Origin of the sequence: Stutzerimonas chloritidismutans (assembly GCF_020783375.1) — a bacterium.
GTDB lineage: Bacteria > Pseudomonadota > Gammaproteobacteria > Pseudomonadales > Pseudomonadaceae > Stutzerimonas > Stutzerimonas kunmingensis.
Genome location: NZ_CP086067.1, coordinates 3336573 through 3354899, shown reverse-complemented (window position 1 = coordinate 3354899; position 18327 = coordinate 3336573). Strand labels below are relative to the sequence as shown.

Below are 18327 nucleotides of genomic sequence, written 5' to 3'. Positions count from 1 at the left end.
CCGGCCGTTCAGGCCGGCGACAGCAGCGTCGAAAGGGGTGTCTCGATACCCAGTTGCTGATGTACGCCTTCGAGGTCGATGAGCGTGTGAATTTCCTCGATATCGCCAGCCGGGTTCAGCGTCCAGACGCTCATCACGGCAATGGCGAGAATCTTGTCGGCGACCGAGTAGCCGAACAGCGGCGTCGCCAGCGTTCCCATCACAGTGCTTGAGGTGACCACCTTGTGGCCCTCGCAGATGCACTCATCCACCACCACTTCCAGATCCGGCATGGCCGTACGCACATTGCGCACGAGATCGGCGAAACCTGCGCTGTTCAGCGGCTGGCCAATGAATGAGCCCTTGTAGGCGAAATACTTGCTCTGCATCTGTTCGGAAAGGGCCAGGCGGCCCTTGTTCCAGCTCAGATCGATATGGTTGCAGACTCGTTTCTTGCGTCCATCCGCTGACATGCAGCCTGATCTCCTCGGGGCGCTGATGTGCGCTGCGGTAGCGCACTCTATCAGCTCCCCGGTGGCGCAGATTTGCGCTGGGTATCAGCCTGAGACAATCGTGCTCATGGACAGCGCCTGATAGCCGGCGTACAGCGCGAGTGCGGCAAAGCCGGCCGCGGCGACTCGGCGGATCAGCGTCAACGGCAGGCGGTCGGCGGCGAAGTGGCTGATCAGCACCACCGGAACGTTGGCCAGCAGCATGCCGACTGTGGTGCCGAGGATGACCAGAATGAATTCCGGATACTGTGCGGCGAGCATCACCGTCGCGACCTGGGTCTTGTCGCCCATCTCGGCAATGAAGAAGGCGATCGTTGTCGCGACGAAGGGGCCGTAGGCGCGGCCCAGCTTGGCGTCGTCGTCATCCAGTTTGTCCGGCACCAGCGTCCACAGCGCGACCGCGGCGAAGCTTGCCGCCAGTATCCAGCTCAGCGCCACCGGCGAAAGCAGGCTCGATACCCAGCTTCCGACCGCGCCGGCGGCGGCATGGTTGGCCAGTGTGGCGACGACGATGCCCCAGATTATCGGCCACGGTCGCCGATAACGCGCCGCCAGCAGCAGCGCGAGCAACTGCGTCTTGTCGCCGATTTCGGCGAGCGCAACGATCAGGGTGGGGACGAAAAACGATTCCAAGCGGCATTCCTTTAGGGCGGGTCGACAGATTCACCATGACATGCGCAGCCTGCCCGCCCGGGTCAGGTGTACATGTCATGGGTCTTGTCAAACCTGGCCTGGCGTATCGTTACGCGCTGGCCGGTCGCATGCGCCATGGTCTGCGGACCAAGTATGTTGACGCATGCCGGACGAGCAGGGCGCTCGTCGGAGACTACTCCCCCAAGGACGGCGGCGAGTTTGCCGCAACCGGCCGGTCGGTGCAACCGCCGGTCGCGGGCATCAGGGGCGCACGGCGCGGTAGATACGGAAGCCGTCGCGCTCGGCGAGCGTGTGACAGGGGCCAAGATGCTGCTCGACCAAGGGGGGATACCTGAGGAACGCGTTGGCTACCAGGCGCAGCTCGCCACCGCTGACCAGGTGCTCGGCCGCGTGCTCGATCAGCGCCTCGCTGGCCCGGTAGCTGGTGTGCACGCCCTGGTGGAACGGCGGGTTACTGACGATCGCCGCCAGGTGTCGTGGCGCGGCGTCGATGCCATCCCCGGCAATCACTTCAGCTTCGAGTCCGTTCGCGGCGAGCGTCCTGCGGCTGCTCTCGATGGCGAAGGCGTCCACATCCAGCAGCAGCAGATTGCTTTGCGGATAGCGACGCTTGAGCGTGGCGCCGAGAATGCCGGCCCCACAGCCGAAGTCGAGCACATGCCCACTTGGAAGGCCATCGAGATGCTCGAGCAGCAGGGCGCTGCCGACATCCAGGCGACCATGGCTGAACACGCCGGGCAGGCTGATGACCTGCAACGGGCCGTCCGCCAGCTCAAGGGTGAAATGGTGCGCCAGGGCGTCCAGTTCGGGAGCAGCAGGTACCTGCTCGACCATTACCTGCCAGAGCTGGCAGTGGCGGGCGCTGTCGAGCTTGCGCGCGCGGCCGAACCCGGCCAGTTGCCTGGCGGCGCGCTCGACGCCGGCACGTTTCTCGCCGACCAGATACAGCGGCCGTCCGTTGAGGCGCGCCGCCAGCGTTTGCAGCAGATAGTCGGTGAGCTCGCGGGATTTCGGCAGGAACAGTACGGCGGCGTCGAACTCGCCCGGTACCGGTGCGACGCCAAAGCTGCAACGCCCACCGAAGCGCCGGTCCAGCAATTGCTGCTCGCCCGCATGCCAGCTCCAGCCAACCGCGGCGGGGAGCTGACCCAGCAGGTCGTCGGCGGGCGGCCCGGCCAGCAGCAGCCGGCCTTGAAACAGCTCGGCCTGACGCAGCAGCACTTCGCTTCGAGGGTCCATTGGCGTCTCCCGGAAAAAGTCGGGGAGCTTAGGGGCTATCGGCGTTTTCTCGCAAGCCGGGACGCCCAGCCCCTGGGCCGGTGCTCAGTTCACCTGCCGAATCGGCGCGCCGGCAAAGAACGCCGTTGCATTCTCGGCGAGCTGCCCGACGATGCGCTGGCGCGCCTCGCGGCTGCCCCAAGCGCTGTGTGGGGTGATGATCAGGCGTGGCAGGCTCGGGTCCAGCAGCGGGTTGTCGTCGCTCGGCGGCTCGCTGGTCAGAACGTCGGTGGCGGCACCACCCAAGTGACCGCGGCGCAGGGCATCGGCCAGTGCCTGCTCGTCGACCAGGCCACCACGGGCGGCGTTGATCAGGAACGCGCTCGGCTTCATCAGCTGCAGCTCGCGCGCACCGATTAGATTGCGCGTCTGCTCCGTCAGCGGGCAGTGCAGCGTCAATGCGTCCACCTGGGGCAGCAGTTCGTCCAGATCCAGGCGTTCCGGGCGCTTCGGCCGTCCCGGCAGGTTGCCGACCAGCACGCGCATGCCAAACGCCTCGGCCAGTCGCGACACCGCGCTGCCGAGTTCGCCGTGGCCGAGCAGGCCGAGGGTCTTGCCTTCCAGCTCGACGATGGGAAAGTCCAGCAGGCAGAACTGACCGCTTTCCTGCCAGCGGCCGCGGGCGACGGCCGCTTGGTAGTCGGGCAGGCGCGTGGCCAGTGCCAGCAGCAACATCAAGGTGTGCTGGGCCACGGTCGGGGTGCCGTAGGCCTGGCAGTTGCAGACCACGATGCCGCGCTCGCCAGCGGCCTGCAGGTCGATGTTGTTGACTCCGGTGGCAGAGACCAGGATCAGCTTGAGATCGGGGCAGGCCGCCAGGGTGTCTGCACTCAGCGCGACCTTGTTGACGATGGCCACCTGCGCGCCACGCAGACGCTCGACAATCTGATCCGCTGTGCTTTGCTCATGACACACGAGTTCGCTGAACGCGTCCTGCAGCGGGGTCAGATCGAGGTCGCCTTGTTCGAGTGGAGAAAGATCGAGGAAAACGGCGCGACTGGACATCAACTGTACCTTTCGAAGAAGCCGGGGCTGATCGACAATGAAGCCCGGCATTGCGTGGAGACTGGATTGTGTACTGGATGGAATTTATGACCGTGGCGCTGGTGCATCTGCTCGCGGTGGCCAGCCCGGGACCGGATTTCGCGGTGGTGGTCCGCGAAAGCGTGACCCAGGGACGCCGTATCGGAAGCTGGACGGCGCTGGGCGTCGGCTGCGGGATATTCGTCCACGTCGCCTATTCCCTGCTCGGCATCGGCCTGATCGTCTCGCAGTCGATTGTGCTGTTCAACCTCTTCAAGTGGCTGGCTGCAGGCTATCTGCTCTATCTCGGCTGGCGCGCGCTGCGTGCACGACCCATGAGCCTGGATACGGCAGACGAGGTCGGCACCACGTCGGATCGCTCACCCTGGCAGGCGTTCGTCGTCGGCTTCGTCACCAATGGCCTGAATCCCAAGGCCACGCTGTTCTTCCTCTCGCTATTCACGGTCGTGATCAGCGCCGATACGCCACTGTGGGTGCAGGCCGGTTACGGCGTCTACCTCGCCGGTGCCACCGCGCTGTGGTTTCTGCTGGTGGCCTGGCTGTTCAGCCGAGGCCGCGTGCGTGCTGGGTTTGCGCGAATGGGCCACTGGTTCGACAGGCTGACCGGCGCCGTGCTGATCGGCCTTGGTGTACGCCTGGCGGTAAGCGAGATCGGTTAACACGCTGAAACGAGGTGCGCGGAAAATAATCCTTTGGACTGATTTTGCCTGGGGGCGGACGCTCTAGAGTGCTGTTTACAACTCCAACAAGAACAGGATGCCCCTCATGCTGCAGACCCGTGTCATCAAGCCCGCGGCGAACGCTTACCAGTACCCTCTGCTGATCAAGCGCCTGCTGTTGTCCGGCGTGCGCTACGAGCGCACCCGCGAGATCGTCTACCGTGACCAGCTGCGTTACGACTACCGCACCCTGAATCAACGTGTCGCGCGGTTGGCCAACGTGCTGACTGCAGCCGGCGTCAAGGCAGGTGACACCGTGGCGGTGATGGACTGGGACAGCCACCGCTATCTGGAATGCATGTTCGCCATCCCGATGATCGGCGCCGTGGTGCATACCATCAACGTGCGCCTCTCGCCGGACCAGATCCTCTACACCATGAACCACGCCGATGACCGCTTCGTGCTGGTCAACAGCGAGTTCGTGCCGCTGTACCAGGCGATTGCCGGGCAGCTGACCACCGTGCAGAAGACGCTGCTGCTCACCGATGGCGACGTGCACGACGCCGGCCTGCCGGATTGCGTCGGGGAGTACGAAAGCCTGCTGGCTGCCGCCGAGCCGAGCTACGACTTTCCGGATTTCGACGAGGACTCGGTCGCCACGACCTTCTACACCACCGGCACCACCGGCAACCCCAAGGGCGTCTACTTCACCCATCGCCAGCTGGTGCTGCACACCCTGGCTGCGGCAGTGACGGTCGGCTGCCGGGAGAATCCTCGGCTGATGGGCTCGGACGACGTCTATATGCCGATCACGCCGATGTTCCATGTGCATGCCTGGGGTTTGCCCTACGTCGCCACCATGCTCGGCCTTAAGCAGGTCTATCCCGGGCGCTACGATCCCGAGTACCTGATCGACCTGTGGCGCCGTGAGCAGGTGACTTTCTCCCATTGCGTGCCGACCATCGTGCAGATGCTGCTCAACGCCAAGGCGGCGCAGGGCACCGATTTCAAGGGCTGGAAGATCACCATTGGCGGCAGTGCGCTGACCCGCGGCCTGTATGACCAGGCCAAGGCCCGTGGCATGAACCTGATCGCTGCCTACGGCATGTCCGAGACCTGCCCGCTGATCTCCGGCGCGCACATCAACGACGAGCTGCTCGAGGCCGATGAAGACACCCGCAGTACCTTCCACCTCAAGGCCGGCGTCCCGGTGGTGCTGGTCGATGCGGCGATTCAGGCGGCGGACGGCAGCTTCCTGCCGGCGGATGGAAGCTCCCAGGGCGAGCTGGTGCTGCGTGCACCCTGGCTGACCCAGGGCTATTACAACGAGCCGGAGAAGAGCGAAGAGCTGTGGGCTGATGGCTGGCTGCACACCGGCGACGTCGCGGTCATCGACGAGATGGCCAATATCGAGATTCGCGACCGCATCAAGGACGTGATCAAGACCGGTGGTGAATGGCTGTCCTCCCTCACCCTTGAAGGGCTGATCAGCCGTCATGAGGCGGTGCGCGATGTCGCCGTGGTTGGTGTGCCGGACGAGCGCTGGGGTGAGCGACCCTTTGCCCTGGTGGTGCTGGGCGAAGGCCGCGAACTGAGCGCTGCCGACTTGCAGACCTTCCTTGAGCCGGCGGTGGCCGAGGGGCACATCAACAAGTGGGCGATCCCGCAGCAGATCGCGGTGGTCAGCGAGATTCCCAAGACCAGCGTCGGCAAGCTGGACAAGAAGCGCATCCGCAGCGAAATCGCGCATTGGCAGAAAGAGGGGAGCGCCGAGCAGACCTCGCTCAGCTGAACCGAGGTCGCGTATCGGCTCAACGCCCGGTAGGGGCCGTCCACGGATTTGCCGGGCGCCCTGATACCGGGTGATCACCGTCGCGATCGGCCTGAACCATCGCGGCGGGCATTCATCGATGTCGATCCCGGCAGTTGCCTGAAGCCTGCCCACTCGGCAAGCTGCCCTCCCTGCGCGCCCGCGCAGCGAGAGATTGCCAAGCACCCGAGGACGTCATGGCTGCCACCCAACCGATGCTGATTCGCGAAACCTTCCCCGTCGGCCCTTTGCAGTGCAACTGCACGATCATTGGCGATCCTGTCAGCAAGAAAGCCATCGTGGTCGATCCGGGTGGCGATCCTGAACTGATCATGGCGCGACTCGACGCCCATGGCCTGAAGGTGGTGAGCATCATCCATACCCATGCGCACCTGGACCACTTCCTCGCATCCGGCTCGATGAAGGAAAAGACCGGCGCCACGCTCCATCTGCACAAGGCCGATCAGGTGCTCTGGGACAACCTGGAGATGCAGTGCCGCATGTTCGGCGTGCCTTACCGTCCGGTGCCAGCGCCGGATCAGTGGCTGAGCGACGATGAGGAGCTGGCCTGTGGCTGTGGCGTGGCATTGCACACGCCGGGGCATACGCCGGGATCCATGAGCTTCTGGTTCGCCGACGCCAAATTGCTGATCGCGGGTGACACCCTGTTCCGCCGCGGCATCGGGCGCACCGATCTGTGGGGTGGTGACTACGCCACCATCGAGCGCTCCATCAAGCAGCGGCTCTACTCGCTGGATGAAGACGCAACCGTGGTGACCGGCCACGGCCCGGATACGCGGCTGGGGGACGAAATGCGCGAGAATCCTTTCGTCCGGGCCTGAACCGGGGTGCCGTTGGCCGGGTTCTGCTGCACGGTTCCTATCCCTGGCGGTGACCGATGGTACTCTAGCGCCGCATTCAGGGCCGCGCTCGCAAGGGCTGGGGACTGCCCTGGTAACCGACGAGAGAAGGAAGTAACTATGAAAATGCTGAACATGACCGCCCTCGCAGCGAGCGTCGCTCTGCTGGTGGGATGCACCACCAATCCCTACACTGGCGAGCAGCAAGCCGGCAAGGCCGGCGTTTACGGTGGTATCGGCGCCGTCAGTGGCGCCGTCATCGGTGCGGCGACCTCGAGCAAGAAGGATCGCACCAAGGGCGCGTTGATCGGTGCAGCGGTCGGTGGTGCGGCTGCCGGTGGCTATGGCTACTACGTCGACACCCAGGAGGCCAAGCTGCGCCAGACGCTGCAGGGCACCGGTGTTCAGGTTCAGCGCAATGGTGACAACCTGACGCTGATCATGCCCGGCAACATCACCTTCGCCAGCAACTCGGCGGATATCTCCAGCAGCTTCTACCCGACGCTGAATTCCCTGGTGCAGGTGTTCAAGGAGTTCAACAAGAACGGCGTCGATATCGTCGGCCACACCGACAGCACCGGCTCCCTGCAGCTGAACCAGGACCTGTCCAACCGCCGCGCCCAGAGTGTTGCTTCCTACCTGGTCGGCAATGGTGTGGCCGCTTCGCGGATTTCTTCCTACGGTGCCGGCCCCAGCCAGCCGATCGCCAGCAACGATACAGCTGCCGGTCGCGCGCAGAACCGCCGCGTCGAGATCAACCTGCGTCCGTTGTAAGCATTCATAGGCCGCGGGGCTGCAGCGGCCTCGCGGACGTCGAAATTCAGACGCCATAATTCCGTTTATCTCTGCTTCCATTGAACCTCTCTGCGCTATTCGTATCTGACATTCGATAGCACGCCAGTTGTGGCACAGAGGAGGTCGAATGGATGATCGTACCGCTCTCCATTCCCGCAGGTCCTGGTTGCCATTATTGGTCGCTCTGGCCCTGATGGCGGGCCTGGGTGGATGGATCGGCTGGCAGTGGCATGTCCAGGAACAGCGCAGCAAGGTCGAGCAGGAGCAGCGCTTCACCTTCGCTGTGGATGACATCGAACACACGCTACGCGAGCGGATGCGCGCCTACGAGATGGTCTTGCGCGGGCTTGCTGGCGTCGTTGCCGGCAGCGACGAGGTCCGCATCGATGACTGGGCGCGGGCCGTGGACCAGCTGCAGCTGCAGGACTTCTATCCGGGCATCCAGGCTGTCGCGCTGGCGCGGCATGCGACGCCGGAAACCCTCACCACCCTGATCGACCAGATCCGCGCCTCCGGCCGCGAGCGCTTTCGCATGTATCCGCCGGGTGACCGCGAAGAGTACGTGGTGACCGACTACATCCATCCGACCGACTGGCGCAATCGGCGGGTGCTCGGTTTCGATCTGTTCAGTGAGGCGACCCGCCGCGAGGCGATCATCAGTACGCGCAACAGTGGCAATCCGGTGCTCACGGGGCCGTTGCGCCTCAAGCAGGAAACCGAGCAGAACGTCCAGGTGGGTGTTCTGTTGTTCTTTCCGATCTATGCGGCGACGGCGCCGGTTACCACCGAGGAGGAGCGTCAGCGCGCCTTTGTCGGCACCCTGCACGGCGCGTTCCGTCTGACCGACCTGATGGAAGGCATACTCGGCTCGCGCAGCCGAATGCTGCAACTGCAGCTGTTCGATGCCGCCAATCCGGAGTCGCCACTGCTCACCGGACGTGCGCCGGTCAGCGCCGACGCCAAGTTCCAGCGCATTCGGAATATTTACATGTACGGCCGCAGCTGGCAGCTGCAGGTGGCCAGCACGCCGGAATACGAGGCGGTGTTGCGTGACAACAATCGGGCCTTCAGCCTCGCGGCGGCGCTTATGGCGGCGGCATTGTTCTCGTTGCTGGTGGGCGGCTATTTGTATTTGCGCGAACGTGCGCTGCGCAACAGTCAGGTATTGAGCCTGCAATTGCAGGAGCGCGAGGCGCGCTTCCGTCAGCTGATCGAACAATTGCCCGTGGCGACCCTGCTATGCAATGCCGGTGGGCGCATCGAGCTGGCCAACCAGAGCGCCGGGCAGCTGTTCGGCAGCTCGACGGAGCTGCTGGCCGGCGAGCGTGTGAGTCGTTACGTGCCCGGCGTGCTCGGCGAGCAGGTGCTCGGGCAACTGCGCGAAACCAGTCAGCTCGAACTGCAGGCGCAGCGCGAGGACGGCAAGGCGATCCCGGTTGCCGTCAGCCTGACCAGCTTCAGACATGACGATGTCTTGTATTACGTCCTGAATCTGCTCGATCTGCAGGCGCGCAAGCGCGACGAGGAGCGCTTCCGTAATGTCGTCGAGGCCTCGCCCAATGCCTTCGTGCTGGTGGATACCCGCGGCGACATCGTCATGGTCAATCGCCAGACCGAGCTGCTGTTCGGCTATGAGCGCCAGGAGCTGGTCGGGCAGCCCGTGGAACTGCTGTTGCCCGAAGCCTTGCGCGAAGCGCATCGCGGTCTGCGCCAGGGTTATGCCGAGAATCCGGAACCACGTCGCATGGGCGGCAACCGCGAGCTGTTCGGCCGCCACCGCGACGGCAGCGCGTTGCCTGTGGAAATCGGCCTGTCGCCCTTGCGCAGTGGCGACGAGCAGCTGGTGCAGGCGGTGATCATCGATATCAGTCACCGCAAGGCGGCCGAGCGTCGCTTGCGCGAGCAGGCCGACCAGCTGGCAGTAGCCAATCGCTACAAATCCGAGTTCCTCGCCAATATGTCCCACGAGCTGCGCACGCCGCTCAACAGCATTCTCATCCTCAGCGATCAGCTGCGTCAGAACGGCTCGGGTAACCTCAACGACAAGCAGGTCCGGCATGCCGACATCATTCATCGCGCCGGTCATGAGCTACTGCAGTTGATCAACGATGTGCTGGATCTCGCCAAGATCGAGTCCGGCCATATGCAACTCAAGCTGGAGCCGCTGAACCTGCGTGAGTTGCTGACCGAACTGGAAACCTCGCTGACGCCGATGGCCGAGCAGAAGGGCTTGGCGCTGAAGGTGGTGGTCGACGCCGACGTACCGCCTGCGCTGAATTCGGACCGGGCGCGGCTGCAGCAGATTCTGCGCAACCTGTTGACCAACGCCTTGAAGTTCACCGAGCAGGGGCAGGTGGAGTTGCTGGCGAGCTACCCGCCGGAGGACGCTGACGGACAAATCCTGCAGCTGCAGGTACGTGACAGTGGCATCGGCATCGCCAAGGACCAGCAGGAGCGGATCTTCCAGGCGTTCCAGCAGATCGATGGTTCGATCAGCCGTCACTACGGTGGCACCGGTCTGGGCCTGGCGATCACTCGCCAGTTGGTGGAGGTGCTCGGGGGGCACGTCACGGTTGATAGCGAACTCGGCAACGGCGCCACCTTCACTGTGCGATTGCCGGTGGAGTCGACGTCCGCCGCATCAGCGCAGGCGCTGTTGCCGCGCCAACCGCAGCGCCGTGGGCGTGGTCCGGGGCTGTTGATCATCGAGGACGATGCCGATTTCGCATCGGTAGTGGCGGAGGTCGGGCAGAGCCACGGCTTTACCAGCCTGATCTGCAGCACCGGTCAGCAGGGGCTGGAAGCCCTGCGGCGCGAGCACTTTGCCGCAGTGATCCTTGACATCCTGCTGCCGGACATCAGTGGTTGGCAGGTGCACCGGGAATTGCGTGGCGACGAGCGTCATCAGGGCATGCCGGTGCTGATCATTTCCTGCGTGCCGCAGCCTCACGACTGGCATGACGATGGTTCGCGCTATCTGGTCAAGCCGGTAGCGCAGGCCGAACTCGAGCGCATCTTCATCGAACTGGCGCGCCACGAACAAAATTCGCTGCGCCTGCTGCTGGTCGAGACCGATCCCCGTCGCCGCGAACTGATCCGTGAGTACTTCGAGCGGCTCGGCTATAGCGTCACGCTGGCGGGGGGCGTCGAAGCGGCCCGGCTGGCGTATGCCGAACAGAATTTCACCGTGGTGGTGGTCGAGCAGGAACTGGCAGACGGCAGCGGGCTGGATCTGCTGGATGCGCTGGAGCGCCTGCGTTCGCTTCGCGGCGTCACGGTGTTGGTGAACAGTCGTGAAAAGCTGTCGGATACAGACCTGCAACACTTGCGCCGTTATTCGGCTTCAGCACTGTCCAAGGAGGATGATGTGAAACGTATGGGAGAACTGGTGCGCCGAGGGCCAACGGTGTCGTCGCCAAGCGCCGCGGCTTCGCTGCAGGTGGCGGCGTCGGGCCGGCGCGTGCTGCTGGTGGATGAGGATGTACGGCTGATCTATTCGCTGACCGCCCAGCTCGATGAGCTCGGGCTGCTGGTGGTCCCGGCCACAAGTGCCGACGAAGCGGTCGAGCGTTTCGATGAGGATGCCTTCGATCTGGTACTGCTGGACATGAGCCAGCCTGGGGCGGAAGGTCCTGATTTGGCGCAGCGGCTTAAGCAGGCGCATGACTGTCAGGCCCCCATCGTTGCGCTGGTGACAACGACCGGTGGGGGTGAGCGCGAGCGTTGCATGGCGGCTGGTGCCGACGACGTTCTGCTCAAACCCGTCGAGGCCACGGCGCTGGCGGCGCTGTTGCAGCAATGGCTGGGTCTGGAGAGCGGTGCGGCCGAGGCTGAAGAGGAGTAAGCAAGTCGTGCGTGTTGAACATGCCTGTGGTGATGCGTTGATCGAACGATATGACACCTGGTGCGCGAATTCCCCGTGGGACGCTTGTTGTCGGCAGTTTGGCAACGGATTGCTCGGAGGTTGGCGATGACGCAGACGCAGCTTAAGGCCAAGCCACGCAGTCGTACGCTGCTGGTGGTGGACGACCGGGAAGCGAATCTGGTGGCCATGGAAGCGTTGCTGGGCGATGGTGACTGGCAGGTGCACACGGTCAACTCCGGCGAGGCTGCGCTGCGGGCATTGCTGGAGCTGGACGTCGAGCTGGTGTTGCTGGACGTGCAGATGCCCGGCATGGATGGCTTCGAAGTCGCCCGGCTGATGCGTGGCAGCCCGCATACCCGCTACACGCCGATCATCTTCGTTTCGGCCATCGCGCATACCCGCGATTCCGTGCTGCGCGGTTACGCTACCGGCGCGGTGGACTTCATCCTCAAGCCGTTCGATCCACAGGTGCTCAAGCACAAGATCAACACCTTGCTGGCCCACGAACACAACCGCCGTGATCTGCAACTGCTCACACAGCAACTGGACAGCGCCCGTGCATTCAATGCCTCGGTCCTGAGCAACGCGGCCGAGGGCATTCTGGTGGTCGCCGAGGACGGCTATATCAGCTTCGCCAATCCAGCGATCGCCGGCATGTTGCATACCCGCGTCGAGGACCTGCAGGGCACGCCGCTGCTCTCGCATCTGGCGGCGCCGGAGATGCCGGCCAACTGGCAGGAGTCGGACTTCTACCGTTACTGGCGCAGCGGCTCGACCTATCGTCTGCACGAGGCGCAGCTGCACACCGCCACCGGTACGCCGTTGCCCGTCGCGTTGTCCAGCTCGCCGCTGCCGCGCCAGCAGCGCTCCATGGTGGTCATCGCGTTGGACATGTCGGTGGTGCGCAACCTTCACGTTCAGCTGGAGACCCAGGCGGTCACCGACTCGCTGACCGGGCTGCTGAACCGGCGCGGCTTCCATCAGGCGCTGGAATCGTCGCTGGCGCGGGTCGATCGCAACGGCAAACGCATGGCGATCCTTTATATCGATCTGGACGGCTTCAAGCGCATCAACGATTCGCTCGGCCACGATGCCGGCGACGAAATTCTGTGCAAGGTGGCGCGCCTGCTGGAGACCTGCATGCGTCCCTACGACATCATCGCGCGCATGGGCGGCGACGAGTTCACGGCGCTGCTGGATTCCCTCGATCACCCGGAGGATGCCGCACGGGTAGCGGAGAAGCTGATCGAGCTGATCTCGGTACGGCACAGGATCGACGGTACCGAGGTGACCCTTGGTGCCAGTATCGGCATCGCTCACTTTCCCGACTGCGGGGTCAGCGTCGATCAGCTGCTGCGCTCGGCAGACATGGCGATGTACGAGGCCAAGCGTGCCGGTCGCCGCCAATACCGATTCTTCTCCAGCGACATGAACGAACGCGCGCATGCGCGGCTGATGATGGAGGAAAACCTGCGCAGCGCCACCGAGCGCAACGACTTCGAGCTGCTGTACCAACCGCAGATCATACTGGCGACCGGTAAGCTGAGGGGGTTCGAGGGTTTATTGCGCTGGCCCCAGGGTGATGCAGAGGAAAACCAGCCGGGCAACTTCATCCCATTGCTGGAAGAAACCCGGTTGATCGAGCGGGTCGGCGACTGGGTGCTGCGCGAAGGCATGAATCAGTACTGTCAGTGGCTGCCGTCATTCGGCAGCGATCTGATTCTCAGCCTGAACGTCAGCCCGGTGCAGTTCAGCCGGGCTGGGCTGTTCGATTCGCTTCGCCGTCTGCTGGATGAATATCAGCTCCACCCTGCGCAACTGGAGCTGGAGGTCACCGAAGGCACGCTGATGCAGGATCTCGAGCAGAGCTGCGAGAAACTACGGCAATTGCGCAAGCTCGGCGTGCGCGTGGCCATCGACGATTTCGGCACCGGTTATTCGTCGCTGGCTTATCTGCGGCACTTCGAGCTGGATACGCTGAAGATCGACCGACTTTTCATCGCCAACATGCTGGATTCCCCCCGCGATGCGGCGGTGGTCAGCACCATCATCGATCTGGGCCGCAACCTCAACCTGGAAGTGGTGGCCGAGGGCGTGGAAACCCGGGCGCAGCTTGACTGGCTGGTGGACAACGGCTGCGACGTCATGCAGGGCTTTCTCGTCTCGCCGGCATTGAGCGCCGAGCAGGCGCGGGCCTTTCCCACTCAGGTCGCCTGGGACGCGCTCTGAGCGAGCTGGTCAGGGCTGCACCGGAAACTGCTGGTGCAGTTGCTCCAGTTGCAGATCCTTTGCACTCCAGAGCCCGTTGACCCACTGCTGGAATGCCAGCCGATACGACTCGTCCTGGTCGTAGTTGCAGCGGAGGAATTCGGCGGGTATCGGCTGTGCCTGGAGGCGCACGACGACCTGATGGATATTGCCGGCGAGCAGGTCCCAGAAACTCGGACGACCGTCGGGGTAATGGATGGTGATGTTGATCAGCGCCGTCAGTTGCTCGCCCATGGCGTCGATGACGAAGGCGATGCCGCCAGCCCTTGGCTTGAGCAGATAGCGATAGGGTGAGGCTTGTTCGGTGTGCTTGTCCTCGGTGAAGCGTGTGCCTTCCAGGAAGTTGAACACCGACACCGGATTGGTCCGATAGCGCTCGCAGGCTTTGCGTGTGGTCGCCAGGTCCTCGCCACGCTTCTCCGGGTACTTGGCCAGATACTCCTTGCTGAAGCGCTTCATGAAGGGAAACTCCAGCGCCCACCAGCACAGGCCGATCACCGGGACCCAGATCAGCTCCTGCTTGAGAAAGAACTTGAGGAACGGCATGCGCCGGTTGAGCTGGTACTGCAGCACGAGGATGTCCGCCCAGCTCTGGTGGTTGCTGGTGACCAGGTAGGAGTGATGCATGTCAACCTGATCCAGACCCTGCACGTCCCAGCGGATCGGGCGAACCAGATCCATCCAGAAGCTGTTCATCGCGATCCATGACTCGGCGATCCAGTGCATGCCGAAGCGCAGGCTGCGTTGTATCGCAGGGATTGGAAACAGCAGCTTGAGCAGCGAGAGCGCAAACAGCGGCCAGCACCAAAACAGGGTATTGAGCGCAAGCAGCAGGGCGGCGAGCGTGCCGCGGAGTAGAGCGGGGAGAAAGCTCAGCATGAAGTTCTCGTCGATACGGCTGATTCGAGGCGCCAAGAGTAGCGATTACGCGCTGAACTGCAACTATCGAGAGGGGTGAAGCACTGGCGCCGCCTGCCGGAGGGCGAGGCGGCGCCAGTCGGAAGCGGCCGTCAGGCCTTCTGGTTGGCAGCTTGCAGAGCGGTCAGGGCGATGGTGAAGACGATGTCATCCACCAGGGCGCCGCGGGACAGGTCGTTGACCGGCTTGGCCAGGCCTTGCAGCATCGGGCCGACGCTGAGGCAGTTGGCGTTGCGCTGAACCGCTTTGTAGGTGGTGTTGCCGGTGTTCAGGTCGGGGAAGATGAACACCGTGGCTTGGCCGGCGACCTTGCTGTTAGGGGCCTTCTGCTTGCCGACGCTGAGCACGGAGGCGGCGTCGTACTGCAGCGGGCCGTCGATCGGCAGCTCGGGCGCACGACCCTGGGCGATGCGGGTGGCTTCAGCGACCTTCTCGACTTCTGCACCGCTGCCGGAGCTGCCGGTCGAGTAGCTGATCATCGCGACGCGCGGGTTGACGCCAAGGGCCACGGCGGACTCCGCGCTCTGTAGCGCGATCTCCGCCAGTTCGGTGGCGCTCGGGTTCGGGTTGACCGCGCAATCGCCGTAGACCAGAACCTGATCCGGCAGCAGCATGAAGAACACCGAGGACACCAGGCTGTAGCCCGGTGCGGTCTTGATCAGCTGCAGGGCAGGGCGGATGGTGTTGGCGGTGGTGTGCACGGCGCCAGAAACCAGGCCGTCCACTTCGTCCAGCGCCAGCATCATGGTGCCGAGGACCACGGTGTCCTTCAGCTGCTCGCGGGCATCGTCCGGGGTCAGGCCCTTGGCCTTGCGCATTTCGCACATCGGCTCGACGTAGCGGTTGGCGATGTTGTCCGGATCGAGAATCTCCAGGCTGGCGGGCAGGGTGATGCCTTGCTCGCGAGCGACCTGCTGGACTTCTTCCGGCTTGGCCAGCAGCACGCAGCGGGCGATGCCCCGCTCCTGGCAAATGGCGGCGGCGCGGATGGTGCGTGGCTCGTTGCCTTCGGGCAGCACGATGCGCTTGTTGGCATCCTGTGCGCGCTTGACCAGCTGGTAGCGGAAGGCTGCCGGCGACATGCGCAGCTCGCCGCGCGGCACGCTGTAGCGGGTGTGCAGGAACTCGGGGTGCAGGTGCTTGGCGATGAAATCGGTGACCCGTGTGGCACGTTCGATGTCGTCCGACGGAGTTTCCTTGTTCAGGCCGAACAGGTTGTTCGCCGTGTCGTAGGAGTTGGTTTCCACGGTCATCACCGGCAGGCCGCCGTCCAGTGCGGCCTTGCACAGCTCGAGGATGCGCGGGTCCGGCGCGAAGTCGCTGCACAGCAACAGGCCGGCGAGTTTTTCGCCGTTGAGCGAGGCCAGGCTGGCGGCCAGGATGATGTCGTCGCGGTCGCCTGGCGTCACTACCAGCACGCCGGACCGCAGCAGCTGTACGGTGTTCGGAACGGCGCGCGCGCACAGCACGATCTTGTTGACGCGACGCTGGTCGGCTTCACCGGCGTTCAGTACCTGAGCGCCGAGCAGCTCGGCGATGTCTCGGGTGCGCAGTGCGTTGAGCTCTTCGGAGAAGGGGATCGCGCCCAGCAGCTGGAAGTCGGCGCTGCCCAGCAGCGGCAGGTGCTGCTTGAGGCTGTCGACGAAAGCCGGCAGGCCTTCTTCGGTCTTGACCTTGTTGAGGATGACACCAAGCACCTTGGGGTCCTTCGCGCCGCCGTACAGCTGCGCCTGGATCTCGATGCGTTCGGCCAGGCGCTTGAGGCTGTCGCTGCCCTGGGCGCCGATCAGGATAACCTCGGCGTCCAGGCTCTTGGCCAGCTGGGTGTTGATGCGCTGGGTGTAGTTGGACTCGCGGGTGGGCACCATGCCTTCGACGATGACCACGTCCTTGCCGGCAGCGACTTCCTGGTAGCGGCTGATGACATCTTCGAGCAGCAGGTCGATCTCGCCATCGGCGAGCTGACGCTCTACCTGCTCCAGCGGCAGCGGCTCGGGCGAGGTCAGGTTAAGGGTGCGCTCGACCAGGATGCAGGAGCGCTCACGGCCCTGATCGACCGGAAAGGGCTGGGCGATCGGCTTGAAGAAACCGACCTTCAGCCCGGCGTTTTCCAGGGCGCGAATCAGGCCGAGGCTGATGGAATTGAGGCCGCCGCCGAAACCGGTGGGGGCTAGAAAGATTGTGTGCATGGCATCTCCTTGAGGGCAGGGTGCTCGGGGTAACGGTGCTGGGCGCCGGCAAGGCTAGGGCAGTTGCCACGGGACGGAAACTGCCGGATTGCCGCGGCGCTGATGTGAAAAGACCCGACCGCCAGGGGCTGTCGGGTCTCGGAATCGCTACATGCCTACTGCGCTCAGGCGTCCAGCAGGGCCAGCGTATCGAGGGCAATCTGGCGCTCCTCGTTGGTCGGGACGACCATGACGCGCGGGCTGCGTTCAGCCTGGATTTCGCCGGCAACGCCGCGGGTGCAGCGGGCGTTGGCTTCGGCGTCGAGCTTGAAGCCGAACAGCTTGAGGTGTTCCAGTGTCCGCTCGCGCACTGCCGAGGAGTTCTCGCCGATACCACCGGTGAACACCAGGCCGTCCAGCTGCGGCAGGGCGCAGGACATGGCGGCCAGCGATTTGGCCAGGCGATAGCAGAACACTTCGAAGGCCAGTACGGCGCCCGGATGGCCGGCGTTGCGGGCATCGGCCAGGGTGCGCATGTCGTTGGACAGGCCGGAAAGTCCCTTCAGGCCGCTTTCCTTGTTGAGCATGTTGTCGATCTTGGCCAGGTCCCAGCCCAGCGTCTTGCTCAGGAAGTTGTGCAGGCTCGGATCGACGTCACCGCTGCGGGTGCCCATCACCAGGCCTTCGAGCGGCGTCAGGCCCATGCTGGTGTCGCGGCTTTCACCGTTGACTACCGCACAGGTGGAGCAGCCGTTGCCCAGGTGAGCGACCAGCCAGCTGCTGTTCTCGACCGGTACGCCGGCCAGTTCGGCGGCGCGCTTGCTGACGTAGCGGTGGCTGGTGCCATGGAAGCCGTAGCGGCGTACACCATGATCCTTGTACAGCACATCCGGCACGGCATAGCGGTAAGCATGCTCGGGCATGGTCTGGTGGAAAGCGGTGTCGAACACGCCAACCTGCGGCAGCTCGGGGAACAGGTTGATGGCAGCATGGATGCCGCTCAAGTTGGCCGGGTTGTGCAGCGGCGCCAGCTGAATGTTGGCTTCGATGCCGGCCAGGGTTTCATCGGTGAGCAGCGAGGAGGCAAAGAACTTTTCGCCGCCGTGCACTACGCGGTGGCCGATGCCATCGAGATGGCCGCCAGCGGCGTCTTCCACGCGCGGTAGGATCTGGGCCAGAGCAGCCTGATGATCGGCATTCGGCACCTTGACGCTTTCCTTGCCGGCTGCGCTCTCGAAGTGGATGACGGCTTCCGGGCTGCCGATGCATTCGGCCAGGCCTTGTAGCGGGAAGGTCGCTTGCGCTTCGTTGACCAGGGCGAACTTGATCGACGAGCTGCCACAGTTAATCACCAGGATGTTACGAGCCGACATCGGTGCTCCTTGGTTCTCTAATGTTATTGATATGGGTGCCAAAGATACTTTCCGCCGATTCTTGCACATCGGCCATGAAAGCGATGCCATCCAAAGGTTGTAGTCCCATGTTCAATGGCACTACATGCGGGGCGAGGGCGACGA

At 64.0% G+C, this 18327-nt stretch carries 13 protein-coding genes and 1 riboswitch; of the genes, 6 read left to right on the top strand and 7 right to left on the bottom strand.

Annotated features, from left to right (window positions below; translation table 11 throughout):
• Nucleotides 1–8: 8 nt before the first annotated feature.
• The 4 genes from LLJ08_RS15610 to LLJ08_RS15595 all read right to left on the bottom strand — a co-directional run bounded on the left by LLJ08_RS15610 (nt 9) and on the right by LLJ08_RS15595 (nt 3428).
• Nucleotides 9–452 (bottom strand): ester cyclase, encoded by a 444-nt coding sequence (locus LLJ08_RS15610; protein ID WP_042928507.1) that lies wholly within the window; start codon nt 450–452, stop codon nt 9–11.
• Between the two features lie 84 nt (nt 453–536).
• Nucleotides 537–1124, bottom strand: coding sequence for a TMEM165/GDT1 family protein (locus LLJ08_RS15605; protein WP_014821310.1), 588 nt, complete (start codon nt 1122–1124; stop codon nt 537–539).
• 90 nt (nt 1125–1214) lie between these two features.
• Nucleotides 1215–1331: riboswitch (yybP-ykoY riboswitch) on the bottom strand.
• A gap of 54 nt (nt 1332–1385) precedes the next feature.
• Entirely contained in the window at nt 1386–2384 is a 999-nt protein-coding gene (locus tag LLJ08_RS15600) for a class I SAM-dependent methyltransferase (RefSeq protein WP_228207428.1), read from the bottom strand.
• Nucleotides 2385–2468: 84 nt separating this feature from the next.
• Nucleotides 2469–3428 carry a 2-hydroxyacid dehydrogenase gene (locus LLJ08_RS15595; RefSeq protein ID WP_023444179.1) on the bottom strand — a complete coding sequence of 320 codons (960 nt, stop codon included), beginning with the start codon at nt 3426–3428 and terminating at the stop codon, nt 2469–2471.
• 68 nt (nt 3429–3496) lie between these two features.
• On the opposite strand from LLJ08_RS15595, the gene LLJ08_RS15590 reads away from it, so the two are divergent.
• The 6 genes from LLJ08_RS15590 (at nt 3497) to LLJ08_RS15565 (ending at nt 13685) form a co-directional block, all read left to right on the top strand.
• Entirely contained in the window at nt 3497–4126 is a 630-nt protein-coding gene (locus LLJ08_RS15590) for a LysE family translocator (RefSeq protein WP_125862214.1), read from the top strand.
• Between the two features lie 106 nt (nt 4127–4232).
• Nucleotides 4233–5918 (top strand): fatty acid--CoA ligase, encoded by a 1686-nt coding sequence (locus LLJ08_RS15585; protein WP_228207427.1) that lies wholly within the window; start codon nt 4233–4235, stop codon nt 5916–5918.
• Between the two features lie 215 nt (nt 5919–6133).
• Nucleotides 6134–6778 carry an MBL fold metallo-hydrolase gene (locus LLJ08_RS15580; protein WP_041014793.1) on the top strand — a complete coding sequence of 215 codons (645 nt, stop codon included), beginning with the start codon at nt 6134–6136 and terminating at the stop codon, nt 6776–6778.
• A gap of 138 nt (nt 6779–6916) precedes the next feature.
• The gene (locus LLJ08_RS15575) at nt 6917–7570 is read left to right on the top strand and encodes a YiaD family glycine zipper/OmpA-like lipoprotein (RefSeq protein WP_003302724.1); all 654 of its coding nucleotides are present in this window, start codon (nt 6917–6919) and stop codon (nt 7568–7570) included.
• Nucleotides 7571–7718: 148 nt separating this feature from the next.
• Nucleotides 7719–11435 (top strand): CHASE domain-containing protein, encoded by a 3717-nt coding sequence (locus tag LLJ08_RS15570; protein WP_228207426.1) that lies wholly within the window; start codon nt 7719–7721, stop codon nt 11433–11435.
• A gap of 126 nt (nt 11436–11561) precedes the next feature.
• Complete coding sequence (locus tag LLJ08_RS15565) at nt 11562–13685, top strand: putative bifunctional diguanylate cyclase/phosphodiesterase (RefSeq protein WP_228207425.1); 2124 nt, start codon at nt 11562–11564, stop codon at nt 13683–13685.
• Nucleotides 13686–13694: 9 nt separating this feature from the next.
• Here the strand turns inward: LLJ08_RS15565 and LLJ08_RS15560 are convergent, their stop codons facing one another.
• The 3 genes from LLJ08_RS15560 to LLJ08_RS15550 all read right to left on the bottom strand — a co-directional run bounded on the left by LLJ08_RS15560 (nt 13695) and on the right by LLJ08_RS15550 (nt 18183).
• Nucleotides 13695–14603, bottom strand: coding sequence for an acyltransferase (locus tag LLJ08_RS15560; protein ID WP_228207424.1), 909 nt, complete (start codon nt 14601–14603; stop codon nt 13695–13697).
• A gap of 131 nt (nt 14604–14734) precedes the next feature.
• Nucleotides 14735–16831 carry a phosphate acetyltransferase gene (gene pta / locus LLJ08_RS15555; protein WP_023444186.1) on the bottom strand — a complete coding sequence of 699 codons (2097 nt, stop codon included), beginning with the start codon at nt 16829–16831 and terminating at the stop codon, nt 14735–14737.
• Nucleotides 16832–16995: 164 nt separating this feature from the next.
• Entirely contained in the window at nt 16996–18183 is a 1188-nt protein-coding gene (locus tag LLJ08_RS15550; RefSeq protein ID WP_228207423.1) for an acetate kinase, read from the bottom strand.
• Nucleotides 18184–18327: the final 144 nt, after the last annotated feature.

Bases quoted from the DNA above. Each gene is read 5' to 3' on its own strand.
- LLJ08_RS15595 (WP_023444179.1), bottom strand. From the start codon at position 3,428: ATGTCCAGTCGCGCCGTTTTCCTCGATCTTTCTCCACTCGAACAAGGC.
- LLJ08_RS15600 (WP_228207428.1), bottom strand. From the start codon at position 2,384: ATGGACCCTCGAAGCGAAGTGCTGCTGCGTCAGGCCGAGCTGTTTCAA.
- LLJ08_RS15550 (WP_228207423.1), bottom strand. From the start codon at position 18,183: ATGTCGGCTCGTAACATCCTGGTGATTAACTGTGGCAGCTCGTCGATC.
- LLJ08_RS15560 (WP_228207424.1), bottom strand. From the start codon at position 14,603: ATGCTGAGCTTTCTCCCCGCTCTACTCCGCGGCACGCTCGCCGCCCTG.
- LLJ08_RS15565 (WP_228207425.1), top strand. From the start codon at position 11,562: ATGACGCAGACGCAGCTTAAGGCCAAGCCACGCAGTCGTACGCTGCTG.
- LLJ08_RS15580 (WP_041014793.1), top strand. From the start codon at position 6,134: ATGGCTGCCACCCAACCGATGCTGATTCGCGAAACCTTCCCCGTCGGC.
- LLJ08_RS15575 (WP_003302724.1), top strand. From the start codon at position 6,917: ATGAAAATGCTGAACATGACCGCCCTCGCAGCGAGCGTCGCTCTGCTG.
- LLJ08_RS15585 (WP_228207427.1), top strand. From the start codon at position 4,233: ATGCTGCAGACCCGTGTCATCAAGCCCGCGGCGAACGCTTACCAGTAC.
- pta (WP_023444186.1), bottom strand. From the start codon at position 16,831: ATGCACACAATCTTTCTAGCCCCCACCGGTTTCGGCGGCGGCCTCAAT.
- LLJ08_RS15610 (WP_042928507.1), bottom strand. From the start codon at position 452: ATGTCAGCGGATGGACGCAAGAAACGAGTCTGCAACCATATCGATCTG.
- LLJ08_RS15570 (WP_228207426.1), top strand. From the start codon at position 7,719: ATGGATGATCGTACCGCTCTCCATTCCCGCAGGTCCTGGTTGCCATTA.